The 16,862-nt window shown below is 68.1% G+C and carries 14 protein-coding genes; 8 read left to right on the top strand and 6 right to left on the bottom strand.

Features of this window, described 5'->3' with window-relative positions; translation table 11 throughout:
- Positions 1-207 precede the first annotated feature (207 nt).
- From UA74_RS30075 to UA74_RS30050, 6 genes are all read left to right on the top strand, one after another.
- A complete protein-coding gene (locus tag UA74_RS30075) occupies positions 208-1,038 on the top strand; it encodes an ABC transporter substrate-binding protein (protein WP_198042882.1) in 831 nt (276 codons plus the stop codon).
- Positions 1,039-1,134: 96 nt separating this feature from the next.
- Entirely contained in the window at positions 1,135-2,058 is a 924-nt protein-coding gene (locus tag UA74_RS30070) for an ABC transporter substrate-binding protein (RefSeq protein WP_232237567.1), read from the top strand.
- Between the two features lie 229 nt (positions 2,059-2,287).
- The gene (locus UA74_RS30065; RefSeq protein WP_075744407.1) at positions 2,288-3,112 is read left to right on the top strand and encodes an amino acid ABC transporter permease; all 825 of its coding nucleotides are present in this window, start codon (positions 2,288-2,290) and stop codon (positions 3,110-3,112) included.
- A gap of 1 nt (position 3,113) precedes the next feature.
- Positions 3,114-3,932, top strand: coding sequence for an amino acid ABC transporter ATP-binding protein (locus UA74_RS30060; RefSeq protein WP_075744406.1), 819 nt, complete (start codon positions 3,114-3,116; stop codon positions 3,930-3,932).
- Between the two features lie 354 nt (positions 3,933-4,286).
- Complete coding sequence (locus UA74_RS30055; RefSeq protein ID WP_075766380.1) at positions 4,287-5,561, top strand: M20 family metallopeptidase; 1,275 nt, start codon at positions 4,287-4,289, stop codon at positions 5,559-5,561.
- Positions 5,562-5,790: 229 nt separating this feature from the next.
- A complete protein-coding gene (locus tag UA74_RS30050; protein WP_232237566.1) occupies positions 5,791-7,443 on the top strand; it encodes an AbgT family transporter in 1,653 nt (550 codons plus the stop codon).
- Between the two features lie 271 nt (positions 7,444-7,714).
- On the opposite strand, the gene UA74_RS30045 is transcribed toward UA74_RS30050, so the two are convergent.
- A complete protein-coding gene (locus UA74_RS30045; RefSeq protein WP_075765882.1) occupies positions 7,715-8,593 on the bottom strand; it encodes an SDR family NAD(P)-dependent oxidoreductase in 879 nt (292 codons plus the stop codon).
- A 656-nt stretch (positions 8,594-9,249) separates the two neighbouring features.
- On the opposite strand from UA74_RS30045, the gene UA74_RS32610 reads away from it, so the two are divergent.
- Positions 9,250-9,411 carry a hypothetical protein gene (locus UA74_RS32610; protein WP_157434525.1) on the top strand — a complete coding sequence of 54 codons (162 nt, stop codon included), beginning with the start codon at positions 9,250-9,252 and terminating at the stop codon, positions 9,409-9,411.
- Positions 9,412-9,782: 371 nt separating this feature from the next.
- On the opposite strand, the gene mctP is transcribed toward UA74_RS32610, so the two are convergent.
- Both mctP and UA74_RS30035 read right to left on the bottom strand, forming a co-directional pair.
- Positions 9,783-11,450 carry a monocarboxylate uptake permease MctP gene (gene mctP / locus UA74_RS30040; RefSeq protein ID WP_075743172.1) on the bottom strand — a complete coding sequence of 556 codons (1,668 nt, stop codon included), beginning with the start codon at positions 11,448-11,450 and terminating at the stop codon, positions 9,783-9,785.
- Positions 11,447-11,722 (bottom strand): DUF3311 domain-containing protein, encoded by a 276-nt coding sequence (locus UA74_RS30035; RefSeq protein ID WP_075743171.1) that lies wholly within the window; start codon positions 11,720-11,722, stop codon positions 11,447-11,449. The genes mctP and UA74_RS30035 overlap by 4 nt, the downstream gene beginning before the upstream one ends.
- Positions 11,723-12,104: 382 nt before the next feature.
- Between UA74_RS30035 and UA74_RS30030 the strand changes: the two genes are divergently transcribed.
- Positions 12,105-13,022, top strand: coding sequence for a septum formation family protein (locus UA74_RS30030; RefSeq protein WP_075743170.1), 918 nt, complete (start codon positions 12,105-12,107; stop codon positions 13,020-13,022).
- A gap of 46 nt (positions 13,023-13,068) precedes the next feature.
- Here the strand turns inward: UA74_RS30030 and UA74_RS30025 are convergent, their stop codons facing one another.
- The 3 genes from UA74_RS30025 to UA74_RS30015 all read right to left on the bottom strand — a co-directional run bounded on the left by UA74_RS30025 (position 13,069) and on the right by UA74_RS30015 (position 16,650).
- Positions 13,069-13,260: a hypothetical protein gene (locus tag UA74_RS30025; protein ID WP_157434524.1), complete on the bottom strand. Its 192-nt coding sequence runs from the start codon at positions 13,258-13,260 to the stop codon at positions 13,069-13,071.
- Between the two features lie 367 nt (positions 13,261-13,627).
- Entirely contained in the window at positions 13,628-15,448 is a 1,821-nt protein-coding gene (locus UA74_RS30020) for a phosphoenolpyruvate carboxykinase (GTP) (RefSeq protein ID WP_075743168.1), read from the bottom strand.
- A 311-nt stretch (positions 15,449-15,759) separates the two neighbouring features.
- Positions 15,760-16,650 carry a DUF6802 family protein gene (locus tag UA74_RS30015; RefSeq protein WP_075743167.1) on the bottom strand — a complete coding sequence of 297 codons (891 nt, stop codon included), beginning with the start codon at positions 16,648-16,650 and terminating at the stop codon, positions 15,760-15,762.
- Positions 16,651-16,862 lie beyond the last annotated feature (212 nt).

The raw sequence follows: 16,862 nt of genomic DNA, 5'->3' as shown, positions 1-16,862 counted from the left end.
GCCGGTTCCCGGCGACGGCTCACCGAATTCGCCGTGATCTTGTGACTCGCGAACGTCCTAGTCCACCTGGCGGATCAATTGCACCCACATGCGTCACATCTCTACTCGTGGTTGAGTCCCTTAATCCAATGGTTACCTTAAATTTCGCCCAGTAGTGGAATGATGCCTTCCGTTCGATACGGATAGTGATCGGAGGGCGACGTTTTGGTGCAGCGGACTCGACCGCAGGCCCTGGTCGCGGCCTGCGTACTGGCCGCGTCCCTCGGACTCGCGGGTTGTGGATCGACCCCGGAGGCGGAGTCGCCAGAGGAAGACCGCGTCATCCCCGACGTCGAGCTCGTCTCCGAGGGCAGGCTGTTGACCTGCACCCATCTCCCGTATCCGCCCTTCCAGTACGAGGAGGACGGCGAGGTCGTCGGCTTCGACGTCGACATCGTCGACCTGATCGCCGACGAACTGGCCGTCGATCAGGCGATCGTCGACATGCCCTTCGACGGCATTCAGAACGGCGCGGCGCTCGACGGGGGCGAATGCGACATCGCGGCAGCCGCGATGACGATCACCGAGCCGCGCGGCGAGGTGGTCGACTTCGCCTATCCCTATTTCAACGCCGCGCAGGCATTGCTGGTCGAGCGCGCCTCCCCCGTCCGGGGCCTGGAGGGGATGCACGGCATGCGCCTCGCCATTCAGGAAGGCACGACCGGTGCCGCGTTCGTCGAGGAGTACAACGCCGAGCACGGCAACCCGATCGAGCTCGTCTATTACACCAACCTCAGCGCACTGACCCAGAGTCTGCGCTCCGACGAGACCGACGGCGTGGTCTCCGACAACGGGCCGCTGCACCAGTTCGCCGAGGTCTACCGAGACACCGAGGTCGTCGCCGAGTTCGACACCGACGAGCAGTACGGGCTCGCGGTCCGCAAGGGCAACACCGAGCTCCTCGACGTCGTGAACCGGGTGCTCGAAGAGGCTCGCACCGACGGCAGGTATGAAGAGATTCATCTGAGGTGGTTCGGTGTGACGCCGAACCAGTGGTGATCTCGCAGGTCAGCAACCGTCCTCGACGGCATCTCCATGGGCACCGGCTACGGTGCCCATTCGCCCCCCGCTCACCGGAATCGAAGGAACGAGACATTGGAACGGCGTAGTAGAAGGATCTTCCACCCGGCCGTCGTGCTGGCCCCCGCCCTCGCGTTGACCCTCGCGGCCTGTGGTGGTGACAGCGAGGGTGCTGGCACGGACTCGGGCGCGGCGACGGTCGACGGCATCGAGCTGATCGCCGAGGGCACGCTGACCACCTGCACCCACCTGCCGTACGAGCCGTTCCAGTTCCGGGAGGGTGACGAGGTCGTCGGCTTCGACGTCGACCTCGTGGACCTGGTGGCCGAGGACCTCGGCGTCGAGCAGGCGATCATCGACACCCCGTTCGACACGATCCAGTCGGGTGCCGACCTGGATACCGGCAAGTGCGATGTAGCTGCGGCGGCGATGACTATCACGCCGGAACGAGATGAGAACATCGACTTCTCGGACCCGTATTTTGATGCCAACCAGGCTCTTATGGTTCCTGCCGACTCGGATGTTGCGGGTTTGGATGACCTGTCCGGCCTTCGAGTGGCGGTCCAGGCGAGCACGACCGGCAAGGATTACGCAGAGGAGAACATCGCAGACGCCGAACTGGTCACCTACGAGGACTCGGGCTTGTTGACCGCCGCCGTCCAGACGGGCGAGGTCGACGCTGCCATTAATGACAACGGCATCCTCTATGATTTCGCGGCGAATAACGATGACGTCGTAGTGGTGACGGAATTCCCCACGGGAGACCAGTACGGACTCGGCGTGCAGAGCGACAATGACGTCCTCCGTGAGCGGATCAACGAGGTCCTGGCTGCGGCCCAGGAGGACGGTCGGTACGACGCAATCTACGAGAAGTGGTTCGGTACGGTGCCTGGGGATTCCGAGGACGCCGACTCTGACGACGCCGAGGGTGATGACGCGGGGGCCGACGAGACAGACGAGGAGTCCGAGGTGGAGTCGACCGAGACCTCGGAGAACTGACCGATCTGATCTGACGGGGCCGGCGTGCTAGAGCGCGCCGGCCCCTCGCATTCGCCACCGGCAGCCGACGTCGTGCCTGCCGCAGTCGACCTTCGTAGAACACATTCCAGGAGTACGAGAGACCATGGCGGGAAACAACACGGCAGGCCGGGTCGCCGGGGACGATCCCCCAGCTGCGCCGCCTCGGCCTGCGGTCGGGGAGACACCCGGCAGGCAGCCCCGACGGCGGATCAGCAAGCGACAGCGGGCCAGGCTGTTCCGAGGCGTGCAGTACCTGATCCTCATCGCCGCACTCGTCGCTTTGGCGTTGGCGGCCGACTGGGGACAGATCCAGCGGGCCTTCTTCAACATGGAGGTGGCGGCCAACCTGTTCCCCTCCGTGATCACGGTCGCGCTGGGCAACACCATCTTCTACTCGGTGCTGGGCTTCGGCCTCGGCCTCGGCCTCGGCCTCGTGCTGGCGCTGATGCGGCTCTCGTCGGTGGGGCCCTATCGGTGGATCGCGGGCATCTACATCGAGTTCTTCCGAGGCCTGCCCGCGATGCTGGTCTTCCTCGCCGTCGGCGTGGGCATCCCCTACGCGTTCGACACTCGGCTGGACCGCAACGTCCAGGTCATGGTGGCCCTCGGCCTCGTCGGCGCCGCCTACATCGCCGAGACCATCCGCGCGGGCATCCAGGCGGTGCCGAAGGGACAGATCGAGGCGGCCCGCTCGCTGGGCATGTCGCCCGCCAGAACGATGATCACGGTGATCATCCCGCAGGCGTTCCGCATCATCCTGCCGCCGCTGACCAACGAGCTGATCCTGCTCACGAAGGACTCCTCGCTCGCCTTCTTCCTGGGCAGCACCCTGGCTCAGCAGGAGCTGGCGCAGTTCGGTCGGGAGGCGCTGAACACCAACCAGAGCATGACCCCGGTGCTGGTGGTCGGGTTGTGCTATCTGATCATCACCATTCCGTTGTCGTTCGTCTCCCGAGGTCTGGAGAAGCGATTCGGCAAGGGAGTGGCCAGGAAACCGGTCAAACCCGGTGCGACTCGCAGCGGAGGGCAGTGACATGAGCGAGGCCAAGACCGACGACGCGAATGTCGCCGATCACCGGGCTGACGGCTCGAAGGTGATCGAGGTCCTCGACCTGCACAAGTCCTTCGGTGATCTCCAGGTGCTCAAGGGCGTCGATCTGAGCGTGCGTCGGGGCGAGGTGGTCTGCGTGATCGGGCCGTCCGGTTCCGGCAAGTCGACGCTGCTGCGCTGCGTGAATCTGCTGGAGGAGCCCAGCGGCGGGCGCATCCTCGTCAACGGCACGGAGCTGACCGACCCCGACTGCGACATCGACGCGGCGCGGACCGGGATCGGCATGGTGTTCCAGCAGTTCAACCTGTTCGCCCACCTCTCGGTGCTGGACAACCTCACCATCGCCCAGCGCAAGGTGCTCCGCCGCGACAAGACCGAGGCGGAGCGCATCGCCCGGGCCAACCTCGACCGGGTCGGGCTCGCGGACAAGGCCTCGGCGATGCCCGCTCAGCTCTCCGGCGGCCAGCAGCAGCGGGCCGCGATCGCCAGGGCCCTGTCGATGAATCCGGACGTGATGCTCTTCGACGAGCCCACCTCGGCGCTGGACCCGGAGCTGGTCGGGGACGTCCTCGGCGTGATGCGCGGGCTGGCCGAGGAGGGGATGACCATGCTCGTGGTCACCCACGAGATGCAGTTCGCCCGCGAGGTCGCCGACACGGTCCTGTTCATGGACGGCGGCGTCGTCGTCGAGCAGGGCGACCCGGCCCAGGTCATCGGCGCGCCGAGGGAGACCCGTACCCAGGAGTTCCTGGCACGCGTGCTGGACCCGACGCATCACGGTCCGCGCGATCCGGCGATCTGAGTTCCGCAGGCGAGCACTCGGCTGAGGCGGGCGTGAGGCAGGCTCCGGTGGACGGAGTCGGCCTCACACCCGCCGGAGTGAATTCGGGCGGCGGCTGCTCACCGTCGCCTGGCGCCGGGGACGGCCGTGGCGGGACGATCTTCCGGCCGCTTCGCGCCGATCTCCCCGCTCAGGCCGTCGACCGCCGGTTCCCACTCTGTGGGCGGCGGGTTTTCTTGCGTGTTAAACGTCGTGGTCGCGTGTGACGAGCCCTTCGCAGGCTGCTCCTTTCGAGTTAGGGTGCCGCCCGTGAGCACCACTGATGACGTTGACACGACCCGGCCGACGACGCCCGACGCCGCCTACCTGCGGTCGATGACCGACGCGACTGCCCGCGCGGTCGCGTCGGCCGAACCGCTCGGCTCGGCACACGGGGGAGTCGCGGAAGACGTCCGCGCGGCGATCACGGCGGCCTCGGCTCAGGCAGGCACGGACCTGGTCGCCTTGAGCCGAGACCTGCATGCCCACCCCGAGGAGGGCTTCGCCGAGCACCGGTCGGTTCGGGCGGTCGCCGAGCTGCTCACCGCACACGGCCACCGGGCCCAGGTCGGCGTCGGCGGGCTGGACACGGCACTGGTGGCCACCAGCGGCTCCGCCGACGGGCCGCACGTGGCGGTGCTCGCCGAATACGACGCGCTGCCCGGCATCGGCCACGGCTGCGGACACAACGTCATCTGCGCCGCGGGTGTTGGCGGATTCCTCGGCGCCGCCTCGGCGATCGACGCACTCGGCGGCCGGGTCTCGCTGATCGGCACGCCTGCCGAAGAGGGCGGCGGCGGCAAGGAGATCCTGGCCAGGCAGGGCGTGTTCGACGACGTCGACGCCGTGGTCATGCTGCATCCCTTCACCCATGACCTCGCCATGCACCCCTTCCTGGGCAGGCGCCAGCTGGAGATGGTCTTCCACGGGGTCGCCGCGCACGCCTCGGCCCAGCCCTTCATGGGTCGCAATGCCCTGGACGCGGCGGTCGCCGCCTACCAGGGGGTGGCCGCGCTGCGGCAGCACATTCCGCCGGGCGACCGGGTGCACGGGGTCTTCACCGACGGCGGTTCCCGCCCCAACGTGGTGCCCGACCGGGCCGCAGTCCTGTTCTATCTGCGCTCCGCCGAGCCCGAGACCCTGCGCGACCTGGCCGCCCGCCTGGCACGGATCGCCGAGGGCGCCGCCGAGCTGACCGGCTGCGGCGTCGAGCTGCGCTGGGACGCCCAGGTGCCCTACCTGCCGATCCGGCACAACGCCATGCTGGCCGGTCGGTGGGCGGTCAACCAGGAGCCGTGCGGGCGCAGGCCGCTGGCTCCCGGCGTGGTGCCGGACTTCATCACCGGCTCGACCGACCTGGGCAATCTGAGCTTCCGGATGCCCGCCATCCATCCGATGATCGCCGTCGCCGAACCGACCGGCGCGCTGCACACCACCGACTTCGCCGCCGCAGCAGGCAGCCCGGCAGGCGACAAGGCGGTGCTCGATGGTGCGCTCGGACTGGCACTGACGGCAGCCGACTACCTCGGCGATGCCGAACTGCGCACGGCCGTGCACGCCGAGTTCGAGGCGGCAGGCGGCCCCGTCGACGTGCCCGCGTACTTCGACTGAGCCCCGCGCCTCGACGAACCCGCCTACTGCGACGAACCCACCTACGGCGGCGAACCCGGTCGTCGCACCGACCACTCGATCGACGGCCGACTGCCAGGCCAGGCCAGACCGCACACCCGACCGCCGGTCGGCGCTGACGCGACATCGGCCGGGTGACATCGACACCGACGAGCCGCCCGGCTGGTCGGCATCCGATTCATTCGACAGCGGATCGCAGGAGGTGGCCACGGTGACCGACACCGCGACCTCGGCAAAGGGAAACCGGCTCGACCGGGTGTTGAACTGGATCGAACGGGCGGGCAACCGGCTGCCGGAGCCCTTCATCCTCTTCGTGCTGCTCACGCTCGTCGTCGCCGTGGTGTCCACGCTGATGGCAGGCTTCGGGATCACGGTCCTGATCCCCGGCGAGGAGGAGGCCACCCCGGTTCGCGGCGCCTTCACCGGCGAGGGCGTCGAGTTCATGTTCACCGGGCTGGCCTCGAACTTCATCGAGTTCCCGCCGCTGCAGACGGTGGTCACGATCATGCTCGGCGTCGGCCTCGCGGAGCGGACCGGGCTGCTCGCCGCATTGATCAAGCTGGCCTTCGGCAACGCGCCGAAGTGGATGCTGCCCTACGCCTTGGGCTTCATCGGCGTCACCGGCAGCATCATGTCCGACAGCGCGTTCATCATCATCCCGCCGCTCGCGGCGATGGTCTTCAAGGCAGCAGGCAGGCATCCGGTGGCAGGCCTGCTGGGCGGCTTCGCGGCAGCAGGCGCGGGCTACTCGACGTCGATGCTGGTCACGAGCCTGGACGCGTTGTTCTCCGGCATCACCAACTCGGTGGCGGCGACCCTGCCCTTCTCGGGCACCGAGGTCACCCCGGTGTCGAACTACTTCTTCAACCTCGTCTCCGCGATCGTGCTGAGCCTGATCGCGGGCCTCATCATCGCCAAGGTGGTCGAGCCCGGCCTGGAACGATCGAACTTCCCCCGCGAGGAGGTCGGCGCGGCGACCGCGCCCGTCGCGATGTCGAGCGGCGGGCAGGCGCCGCGCACCGTGGAGGCGGCCGAGGCCGCCGAGGAGTTCGGGGAGTCCCAGCGGTCCGAGACGGGCGAGCTGACCGCCGAGGTGTCCGCCCGGGAGCGTCGCGGGCTGCGGTGGTCCGGTGTCACGCTGCTGGTCCTGACCGCCGCGATCCTCACGCTCGCGCTGGTCCCCGGCTCGCCGCTGCGGAACGAGGACGGCGGCTACCTGCCCTCCTCGCCGCTGCTCAGCTCGGTCACCACCCTGGTCTTCCTGGCGTTCTTCGTGCCCGCCCTGGTCTACGGGATGGTCGTCGGGGTGATCCGCAAGGGCGCCGACGTGCCGCTGCTGATGGGCCGGGCGCTCAAGGACCTGTCCGGGTTCATCGTGCTGGCCTTCGTGCTCGGCCAGTTCATCGCCCTGTTCGCCTGGACCAACATCGGCGCCTGGCTCGCGGTGTCGGGCGCGAGCCTGCTGGAGAGCATCGGCCTCACCGGGTATCCGGCGATCCTCGGCTTCATCATGCTGGCCTCGCTGCTGAACCTGTTCATCATCTCGGGATCGAGCCTGTGGACGCTGATGGCCAGCGTGTTCGTGCCGATGTTCCTGTTGATCGGCTTCGAACCCGGCTTCACCCAGGCCGCGTTCCGGGTCGGGGACTCGGCCACCCAGGTGATCACGCCGCTGAACCCGTACATGATCGTGTTGCTGACCTTCGTCCGGCGCTACCAGCCGAGCGCGGGACTGGGCACGCTGATCGCGAAGATGCTGCCGTTCGTGGTGCCGTTCTGGCTGTTCTGGGCAGGCATCCTGACGATCTTCTACTTCTTCGACCTGCCGCTGGGACCGGGGATGGGCATCCATCTGGCCGACTGAGTCGGCGAGTCGTCGGCTCGGCGACCGAGCCTGTCCTCGGGCGCCGTGCACCGCAGGCGGCGATGCACGGTCGATGCGAGGACAGGCTCCGCCCGGTGGCCGTCGGCTCAGAGCCTGTCTTTAATCCCCGCTTTCGGAGTTGCGCGGGGCCAGCGCGGCGATCTGCGGCGTTGTCGTCAGTCGACATAACTCCGTTATGCCTCTTTCCTCCGCCTTGCAGCTCATCCACGCTGATCCCCGCTCACGACTGAGGGGGATCAAAGACAGGCTCTCAGGCGTCGGTCTCTGGCTCCGTGTCGGCGTCGGACTCCGTGTCGGCGTCGAGGGCTTGGGCGATCAGCTCGTCGGAGAGGATGCGCAGCCTGCGTCGAGCGTCGGGATCGTAGGCCTGCGAGTCCGCGCGATCCTCCTGCGTCGTGTTGAAGTAGCAGCCGCTGACCTCGTCGAATCGATCCTCGGTGATCAGCCGGAGCGTCGCCTCGCCGCCTTCCTCGATGGTGCTGACCGGGGTGATGCCCCATTCCCGGACCATCTTGGTGTCCATGAAGGTCGCGGGATGGACCGCGTTGACGGTGACGCCCTGGTCGCCGAGTTGATCGGCGAGATCGAGGGTGAACATGATCTGCGCGAGCTTGCTCTGCCGGTAGGCACGGGCACCGCTGTAGGCGTGGGTGAGGAGCGGATCGTCGAAGTCGATCGCGGACTGACCCGCGGAGGCGATGTTGACGATCCTGGCGGGCGCCGCGCGGGTGATCAGCGGGGTCAGTCGGTGTCCGAGGTAGTAGCCGGCCAGGTAGTTCACCGCGAAGCGCAGTTCGATGCCGTCGGCGCTCTCCTCACGTGCCTCGGCATCTGAACCGGCGCCGATGCCCGCGTTGTTGACCAGGACGTCCAGCCGGGGCAGGCGCAGATCGAGTTCGGTCGCCAGTGAGTCCACCTCCTTCAGGCTGGAGAGGTCGGCCAGCACCGTCTCGATCTTCTCGTTGCCGGTGGCGGTGACGACCTCGTCTCGGGCCTGCGCGGTTCGCTGCGCGTCCCTTCCGTGCATGACGACCCGAGCACCGGCCGCCGCGAGTCGCTCGGCCAGGTATCGGCCCAGCCCGACGGTCGCTCCGGTGATCAGGATCGTCTGTTCGCTCAACGGTCGCATCGGCGACGCTTCTCCTTCGTAGTCCGTTGACGGCTGAAAGGCGGAGTCACTGTGCCCGGCAGACCTCGCGGGCGAGGGTGCCCGGCGGTTGTGCTGGAGTCGTCGGCGGAGGCCGGGCGCCTGGTGCGTGATCGGGGGCGGACCTCGGCGACTCCGGGGGCAGCCGGTCGGCGGCCGGTCGCCGGTGGCAGTCGATCCTGATCGACGTGGGCCGAGACGTCCTCGGCAGGGGAGGAGGTCCGACCCGGTAGCGCGTGCGTCGGCGTCGTCGCGGAGCCTGCGTCGATCCCCGATCTCACCCTCGAGCCGGCCAGGGCAGCGACCGGTGTGGCGCTCGTCGGTCCGATGTCGGACGCCTGCTGACATGCGGCACTGTGGCAACGCCGCAGGGAGAGTGTGCCCGGTGCGCGGCGATCGGCGCCGCCGGGGACGTTCCGGTGCGGCGCCGAGTGCGCGAGACCATCGGGTCGGACCTGCTGGTCGACCTTGCCTGCCGCTTCCGCAGGCCCCGGCCGTCGAATCGGCGGCATGTCGGCGATTCGACGGCAGGCGGGCCCGCGAGACCACCGTCGTCGGCAGGCTCGTCGCGGCCTGCTGCCGTCGTGGTCCGTCCGGACCCGAGATCATCCGCCCAGTCCCCTCGTGAACAATGAGTCGTGAAGATCAACAAACTGGTGCCGCTGCTCCTCATCGCCCTTGCGCTGTATGCGGTGCTCGTGGACCCGGACTGGGCTTCCGGTCTGGTGCTGTGCCTGTTGTCGTGGTTGCGGATGGTCGCAGAGTCCATCGCGACGTTTCTCCACGGCCTCGGGCAGTAGACCGAACGGCGGAGTGTGGCCTGCGGCTCCGAACCGGCGCTCACCTCTGCCTGCGACCCGAGATCGGTCGGTGGAGTCCGTACCGAGGACTGCCCGTCGACCGCCGGGTCGCCGAGCAGGCGACGCCGCGCCGCATGGTGTCGGGCGGGACCCGACGCGACGGCGGGCTCCGTGTCCTCGTCGGGACGATAGATCGTGAACATGATCCATCATCGCGCGTTATGTCTGGATTATGGTCGTATCGTCTCCATCGTCGAAGCTGGCGGGTCGGTGGCCTCACATAGACGGCCGCCCCGCCGCCGTCTCCTCCTCGTCGAAAGGGTGCGAACACCCGGCATCGTGCCGTCACACCGGGACCGCCGTCGAGTCCGTCATACCGTGGCGGGGCCACCCGCCGCCGCGATCGGAGCCGAGGCTTTCGCCTGTTCCGACAGATAGTCGCTCGCGGCAGTCTGATCCGGTCCCATCGGCACCTTCAGCCTGCGGCATAGCAGCGTCACCAGGATCGCCACCACGAGGTTGGCCGCCAGCGCGACGAAGCCGACGAAGATCTGCGTGTCCGATCCTGTGAACGGATGCCAGCCCAACAGCGACAGTTCGCCGAGCCGCAGCGCCGAACCGCCGAAGTGCTCGCGCCCGGTCACCGGATTCGGGATGGAGTAGAGCATCAGGAATCCCCAGAGCATGCCCGTCGCCCAGCCCGCGATCAACGCCCAGCGGTGGAACCACCGCGTGTAGAGGGCGATCGCGACGGCAGGCAGTGTCTGCAGGATGATCACGCCGCCGATGAGCTGGAGGTCGATGGAGAACTGCGGGTCGACGAACACGATGAAGCCGAGCGCACCGAACTTGACCACCAGCGAGGCGATCTTGGCCTGCCGGGTCTCCTGCGCCGGGGTGGCGTCGCGACGCAGGTACTCCTTGTAGACGTTGCGGGTCCACAGATTCGCGGCGGCGATGGACATGATCGCCGCAGGAACCAGTGCACCGATGCCGATGGCGGCGAACGCCAGTCCGGTGAACCAGCTGGGGAACTGCTCGGAGAACAGCACCGGGATCACCGTGTTCACGTCCGGTCGACCCGTCGCGGCGTTCGTCACCGGTTCGGCACCCGTGGCCAAGGCGGCATAGCCGAGCAGCAGCAACAGCCCCAGCATCAGCGAGTACGCGGGCAGCGCAACCATGTTGCGCCGCACGACCTTTCCGCTCCTGGCCGCCAGGATGCCGGTGAGCGCGTGCGGATAGAGGAACAGCGCGAGCGCCGAACCCAGGGCGAGCGTGGCGTATTGCAGTTGATTGCTCGGCCCGAGCAGCAGGGAGCCACGCGCGTCGCCGGTGGGTCCCGGCTGGGCCAGCGCGGCGCCTGCGGAGTCGAAGATCGTGTCCCAGCCGCCCAGCTTGATCGGTAGATAGATGATCGCGACGATCACCACGATGTAGATCAGGCTGTCCTTGACGAACGCGATCAGCGCGGGCGCCCGCAGTCCCGACTGGTAGGTGTAGACGGCCAGGATCACGAACGCGATCAGCAGCGGGAGATGGCCGAGGAAGCCGCCGCCGTTCAGACCCATTGTGCGCAGCACCGCCTCCAGGCCGACGAGCTGCAGCGCGATGTAGGGCATGGTCGCGAGCAGCCCGGTCAATGCGATGAGCAGCGCCAGCAGCGGCGAGCCGTACCGACCGCGTACGAAGTCGGCCGGTGTCACGAACCCGTGCACCTTCGACACGCTCCACATGCGCACCAGGGGAAGCAGCGCCAGCGGGAACGCGATGATCGTGTACGGCAGCGCGTAGAAGCCGAGCGCCCCCGCACTGAAGAGCAGCGCCGGAACGGCGACGAAGGTGTACGCCGTGTAGAGGTCGCCGCCGATCAGGAACCAGGTGATCCAGGAGCCGAACCGACGGCCGCCCAGTCCCCACTCGTCGAGATGGTCCATGGTGTGACCGGACTTCCACCTCGCGGCGAGGAAGCCCATCACAGTGACCGCGAAGAACAGCACGCCGAAGACGGACAGCTCGACCCAGTGCAGATCGCTCATCGCGATTCGCCCCCGTCCGTGCCGCCGTCCGCAGGGACCTCGCCCGTGCCGACGGCGAGGCGTGGCCGCGTCCGGTTCACCACGATCGCCGTGCATGCCACGCCGAGCGGGATGAACAAGAACTGCGACCAGTAGAAGAACGGCAGACCGAGCAGGCTCGGCTCCATCCGGTTGAAGAACGGCGTGACCAGGACCAGTAGGGGAACCAGCAGCAGCAGGCTCCAGGCGTTCCAACGGCTGGTCCGACCTCGTCGTCGAGGCAGTCCTGTCATGGCTCTCCCCAGTAGGGCGGCGGCATCGGCCGATTCGCGCCTGCGACGGCGGTCCGGGCGGCGGCTGATCAAGGCAGGTGTGCCCCCAGGACAGCCGCCGCCTCGGCGATCGTTCGACCGGCGTGACGAGGATGTCAGTGCGACCTCCGCGGACACGAACGCCGAATGGGTGATCACGGAGCGTGCCGATCAGCGCTCTGTGATCGGCCGACATGACGGCCCGCCTCCCGGTGGCTTGTTCACCTGCTCGATGAGCTCCGCCCCTCGGACATCGCGGTGACCCAAGCGGCGATCGGGCATCGATCGACGAGTACGTGAGTCCGGCATGGACGATGCTCGGTACCGTGTCGAGTGACGACAGTCCGATCGAGAGGCGGAGGCCGTGTCGCGACGCTCGTCGGTGATCGGCGTGCTGCTTGCCGCCGCCGTGCTCCTCAGCGCCTGCACTCAGTCGAGTGATGAGTCGACGAACGACGAGTCCCCGAAGCCGCCCTCCAGAATCGAGCTGCCGCCCTCGGCCGAGACCGGCATCGCCGATGGCGACGGGATGTCGATCGAGCCCGAGATCGTGCCCGCCGAAGGTCTTCCCGCGTCTGGGGACTGCATGGTGCTGACCGACTTCCGGTCCGTCGACTGCGCCGAGCCGCACACGATGGAGGTCGCCGCGATCACCGAGCTGCCCGGCGACCTGCCTCGGATGCGCCCCGAGGACGACGAGATGCTGCGGTTGACGTCGGTCGAGTGCGCCGAGCCGGTGGCCGACTACGTGGGCAGCGGCGACATCAACGCCACCCGGCTGCATCCCTGGACGGTGTGGCCCTCGCAGGACGGCTGGGCCAGGGACGAACGATGGCTGGTCTGCGGACTCGCCGAGCTCGGCACCGACCTGGTGCCCACCGGCCGAACGGGATCGGTGCGCGACGCGCTGGTCGGCGAGCCCTTCTACGACTTCCAGGCCTGTCTGCCCGATTCCCCGACCGAGGCGACCGAACTGCGCTACGTGCCGTGCGACGAGCCGCATCGTGCGGAGGCGCTGCCTGGTGTGCTGCCGCTGCCGGGCCGCCCGAATGATCCGATGCCCTCAGCCGAGGAGATCGAGGAGCTGGCCGCGCCGCACTGTGAGCAGGCGCGGGCGGCGTATCTCGGTGGTGCCGAACGGGACGACATCGCGCTGAGCTGGCGGGTTCCCGAACTGGCCGACTGGCGACGCGGCTCGAACACGGTCGTCTGTTATGTCTCGACCGAGGAGCCGGTGGGTGAACTGCTGTTGGGCATCGGAGACCGTCCACTGCCGGAGTGATCGGACCGATCGGCCCCACCCCGGCAGTCCCTCGTTCGTCCGTTCGTCACTGCGTCACCCGAGTGTGGTTCTCGGTATCGAATGAGCCGTCACCCGCAGGCGCCTGTAGCGCGTTCTGTTCTTCCACGCGGACCTGTTCCGCATTCTCCTGCGTGCTATTGAGTCTCCCGGTGAGGACCGCGACCAGCACCGTCCCCATCGCGAGCGCCGTCATCGCCACTCCCGCATACATCATCATCACCCCCGTTCCCCCGGAACTGTGATCTACGTTACTAGGACGCGGGGGTGTGCGGGTCGGTTCCGGGAAAGACGGCAGGCGTGCGGGGGGACAACGGCTTCATCATCGGGCGTCCCGGCACACCAGTGACTCTCCGCCGCGCCAGGCATCGCCGACACCGCCGCCGTCGAATGCTCCGGTGGCCGTGAGCGTCGAACTGCACGCCACGGAGGACCACGACCGACCTGCTTCGTCGAAGGCCGGTCGGTGGTCCCCCGCAGTGCCCTGCCTGCGAGCGCTCACGCGGCAGACCGGGTGATGCCCTCGCATCACCCCAGGGGGCAGGCGGCCGTCCTGTCGATCGGCCGCCGTCGGGCAGGCACGTCGGTCAGCCCAGCCGCTGCCGCAGCGCCGCCAGCTCGTCGCGCATCGTGCTCGGCAGTGCCGGGCCGATGGTGTCGAACCACTCCTCGATGAGCGGCAGCTCGGCCCGCCACTCGTCGGCGTCGATCGCCAGTGCGGCCTCGACGTCCGCCTGATCCACGTCCAGGCCGCTCAGATCCAGGGCATCGGCGGCGGGGACCAGCCCCACGGCGGTCTCGGCCGCCGCCGCGTCGCCGTCGAGTCGCTCCACGATCCACTTGAGCACCCGGGAGTTCTCGCCGAATCCCGGCCACAGGAACCGGCCGTCCTCGCCACGGCGGAACCAGTTCACGTAGAAGATCGACGGCAGCGCGGCGGCGTCGGCCTGCTTGCCGAGGTCGACCCAGTGCTGGAAGTAGTCGCCCGCGTTGTATCCGATGAAGGGCAGCATCGCCATCGGATCACGGCGCACCTGTCCGACGGCGCCGGTCGCCGCAGCGGTCTTCTCGCTGGACAGCGTGGCGCCGAGGAACACGCCGTGCTGCCAGTCCCGTGCCTGGGCGACCAGCGGGACGGTGGTGGCCCGCCTGCCGCCGAAGAGGATCGCCGAGATCGGCACGCCCTGCGGGTCGTCCCACTCGGGCGCCAGCACCGGACACTGGTTCATCGGCGTGCAGTACCGCGAGTTCGGATGCGCGGCGGGCTCGCCTGCCGCGCCGTCGGCGGGCGTCCAGGCCTGCTTCTTCCAGGAGGTCAAGTTCTCCGGAGAACCCTCCATTCCCTCCCACCAGACGTCGCCGTCTGCGGTGCGGGCCACGTTGGTGAAGATGGAGTTGCCCTGTTCCAGGGTGCGCATCGCGTTCGGGTTGGTCTTCCAGTTGGTTCCCGGCGCCACGCCGAAGAAGCCGTTCTCCGGATTGACGGCGTACAGCCTGCCGTCCTTGCCGAACCGCATCCATGCGATGTCGTCGCCGAGCGTCTCCACCCGCCAACCGGGAATCGTCGGCTCCAGCATGGCGAGGTTCGTCTTGCCGCAGGCCGAGGGGAAGGCGGCTGCCACATAGTGGACCCGGTCGGCAGGCGAGGTGAGTTTGAGGATCAGCATGTGCTCGGCCAGCCAGCCCTCCTCCCTGGCCAGCGCGGATGCGATCCGCAGCGAGTAGCACTTCTTGCCGAGTAGCGCGTTGCCGCCGTAGCCGGAGCCGAAGCTCCAGATCGTCTTCTCCTCGGGGAAGTGGGTGATGTACTTGGTCTCGTTGCACGGCCACGGCACGTCGTCGGCGCCCTCGGCCAGCGGCGCTCCCACGGAATGCAGACAGGGCACGAAATCGGCGTCCGAACCCATTCGCTCGATTACTCGTCGACCCACCCTGGTCATGATGTGCATGGAGACGACCACGTATTCCGAGTCGGTGATCTCCACGCCGAACATGGGTTTATCGGCGGCCAGCGGACCCATGCAGAACGGGATGACGTACATCGTCCGACCACGCATCGAGCCGCGGTACAAATCGGTCATCACCGACTTCATCTCAGCGGGGTCCAGCCAGTTGTTCGTCGCGCCCGCGTCGGCCGGGTCTCGCGAGCAGATGAAGGTCCGCTCCTCGACGCGGGCGACGTCGTCCGGGTCCGAGGCGCACCAGAACGAGTTCGGCCGCTTCGGCAGCGGCACGAAGGTTCCGGCGTCGACGAGTCGCCCGGTCAGGCGATCCCACTCCTCCTGCGTGCCGTCACACCAGACCACCTCGTCTGGGCTGGTCAGCTCGGCGACTTCGTGCACCCACGAGAGCAGCCTCTCGTGGGTGGTCGGTGCGTGATCGAGGCCGGGGATCGCCAATGCGGTCATCGTCTCGTCTCCTGACTGGGCGGCGGCCCTAGGGGAGTCGCCTCGGCGGTGCCGCGGGTGGTCGTCGCCATTCACCGGGAATGGCTCGGTCCGCCCGGTGCGATCGACGGGCGTGGGGAAAAAGGGATGTCGTCGAGGCTAGCGCTCTTGACCAACACTGCTCTACGAGAACGTTGTCACATCGCTCACACGACCGATCAGGTTATCGATTCAGCACTCCAGTGGGTCACGCGTGTCGGAAACAATGCAGAAATATGAAAGACCCCGTATCCCGGCAAACGGGATACGGGGTCTTTCGGTTCAGTGGCGGGTCAGCCCCACTGCGCCTGGGCGTCCGCGCCCGCGTCCGCTGCGGGTTGGCTGAAGATTGCGGAGACGTCGTAGGAGCGCCGATCCGCGGCGCCGGTGTCGTCGTCATCGTCGTCGGCCCAGGCGTCGTCTGCCCAGGCGGCGTCGTCGGATGCCGCCGAGGAGAACGAGCCGCCCCTCCCGTCGGGCTCGCCGCCGAGGTCGATGCCGGACCCGCCGTCGGTGTCGAAGCCTTCGTCCGGGACGAAGTTGCCCTCGGCGTCGAGCCTGCCCGACTCGGTGATGATCCACTCGCCGTCGCCGACGTGCTCGGAGACGACCACCCGGCCGTCCGCGCCGAACTCGCCGATCATGTCGGCCTCTCCGTCGCCGTCCACGTCGCTGACCACCAGGATCGTGCCGTCGTCACCGGTGACCACTGCGGTGTCCAGCACTCCGTCGCCGTCGAGGTCCTCGGTGGGCGGACCTGCTTCGACGCCCCCGCTCGGCGTCTCGACGATCATCGGCGCACCGTCTGCGGTCACGTCGACGTCGTCGCCGGTCCTGCTGTAGTCGTCCTGGCCGTCGGTGGGGACGCCCGTCCCCGATCCGCCGATCGCGTCCTCGACGTCGGTGCCCACCCAGTCACCGGCCGCCTCGTCGTAACCGGCGGCCGACGTGACATCGCCGTTCTCGTCGAGCTTGACGAGCAGATCGGCGTCCCCGTCGCCGTCGACATCGGAGAAGACGGCATACCCCTCGTCCGACTCGATGACGACCGAGTCGTTGATGCCGTCGCCGTTCATGTCGTAGTTGGCCTCGGCGGTGTACTCCTCGCCGTCCACGGTGACCTTCAGATCGGTATCGGCCGTCGCGGTCGTGTCGGCCGAGCCGTCCGCGTCCTCGATGTACACAACGTCCCCCTCATCCTGGTTCCGCGAACCGCTCGGCTCTGCGAACTGTGTCGACGTTCTCGGGTTGGACTCGACGGGAGGCCGGTCGGTTCCGCGCCGTCGGCAGATCGTTTTCGTCGCCGCAGGTACGGCGGCTGCGGATGCCGTCGGCGTGCGAGGGTAGACACGGGTGCGACCTCGGTTCCAGCGCCGGGTTGTTCGTGGAGGCGGCG

This window comes from Actinoalloteichus fjordicus, from assembly GCF_001941625.1.
GTDB lineage: Bacteria > Actinomycetota > Actinomycetes > Mycobacteriales > Pseudonocardiaceae > Actinoalloteichus_A > Actinoalloteichus_A fjordicus.
Note: the sequence above shows the minus strand (reverse complement) of the source record. Positions and strands in the feature narration are given on the sequence as shown.

Excerpts from the sequence above, each read along its gene's own strand:
- UA74_RS30060 (WP_075744406.1), top strand. The coding sequence starts at position 3,114 with ATGAGCGAGGCCAAGACCGACGACGCGAATGTCGCCGATCACCGGGCT.
- UA74_RS30055 (WP_075766380.1), top strand. The coding sequence starts at position 4,287 with ATGACCGACGCGACTGCCCGCGCGGTCGCGTCGGCCGAACCGCTCGGC.
- UA74_RS30045 (WP_075765882.1), bottom strand. The coding sequence starts at position 8,593 with ATGCGACCGTTGAGCGAACAGACGATCCTGATCACCGGAGCGACCGTC.
- mctP (WP_075743172.1), bottom strand. The coding sequence starts at position 11,450 with ATGAGCGATCTGCACTGGGTCGAGCTGTCCGTCTTCGGCGTGCTGTTC.
- UA74_RS30035 (WP_075743171.1), bottom strand. The coding sequence starts at position 11,722 with ATGACAGGACTGCCTCGACGACGAGGTCGGACCAGCCGTTGGAACGCC.
- UA74_RS30025 (WP_157434524.1), bottom strand. The coding sequence starts at position 13,260 with ATGATGATGTATGCGGGAGTGGCGATGACGGCGCTCGCGATGGGGACG.
- UA74_RS30020 (WP_075743168.1), bottom strand. The coding sequence starts at position 15,448 with ATGACCGCATTGGCGATCCCCGGCCTCGATCACGCACCGACCACCCAC.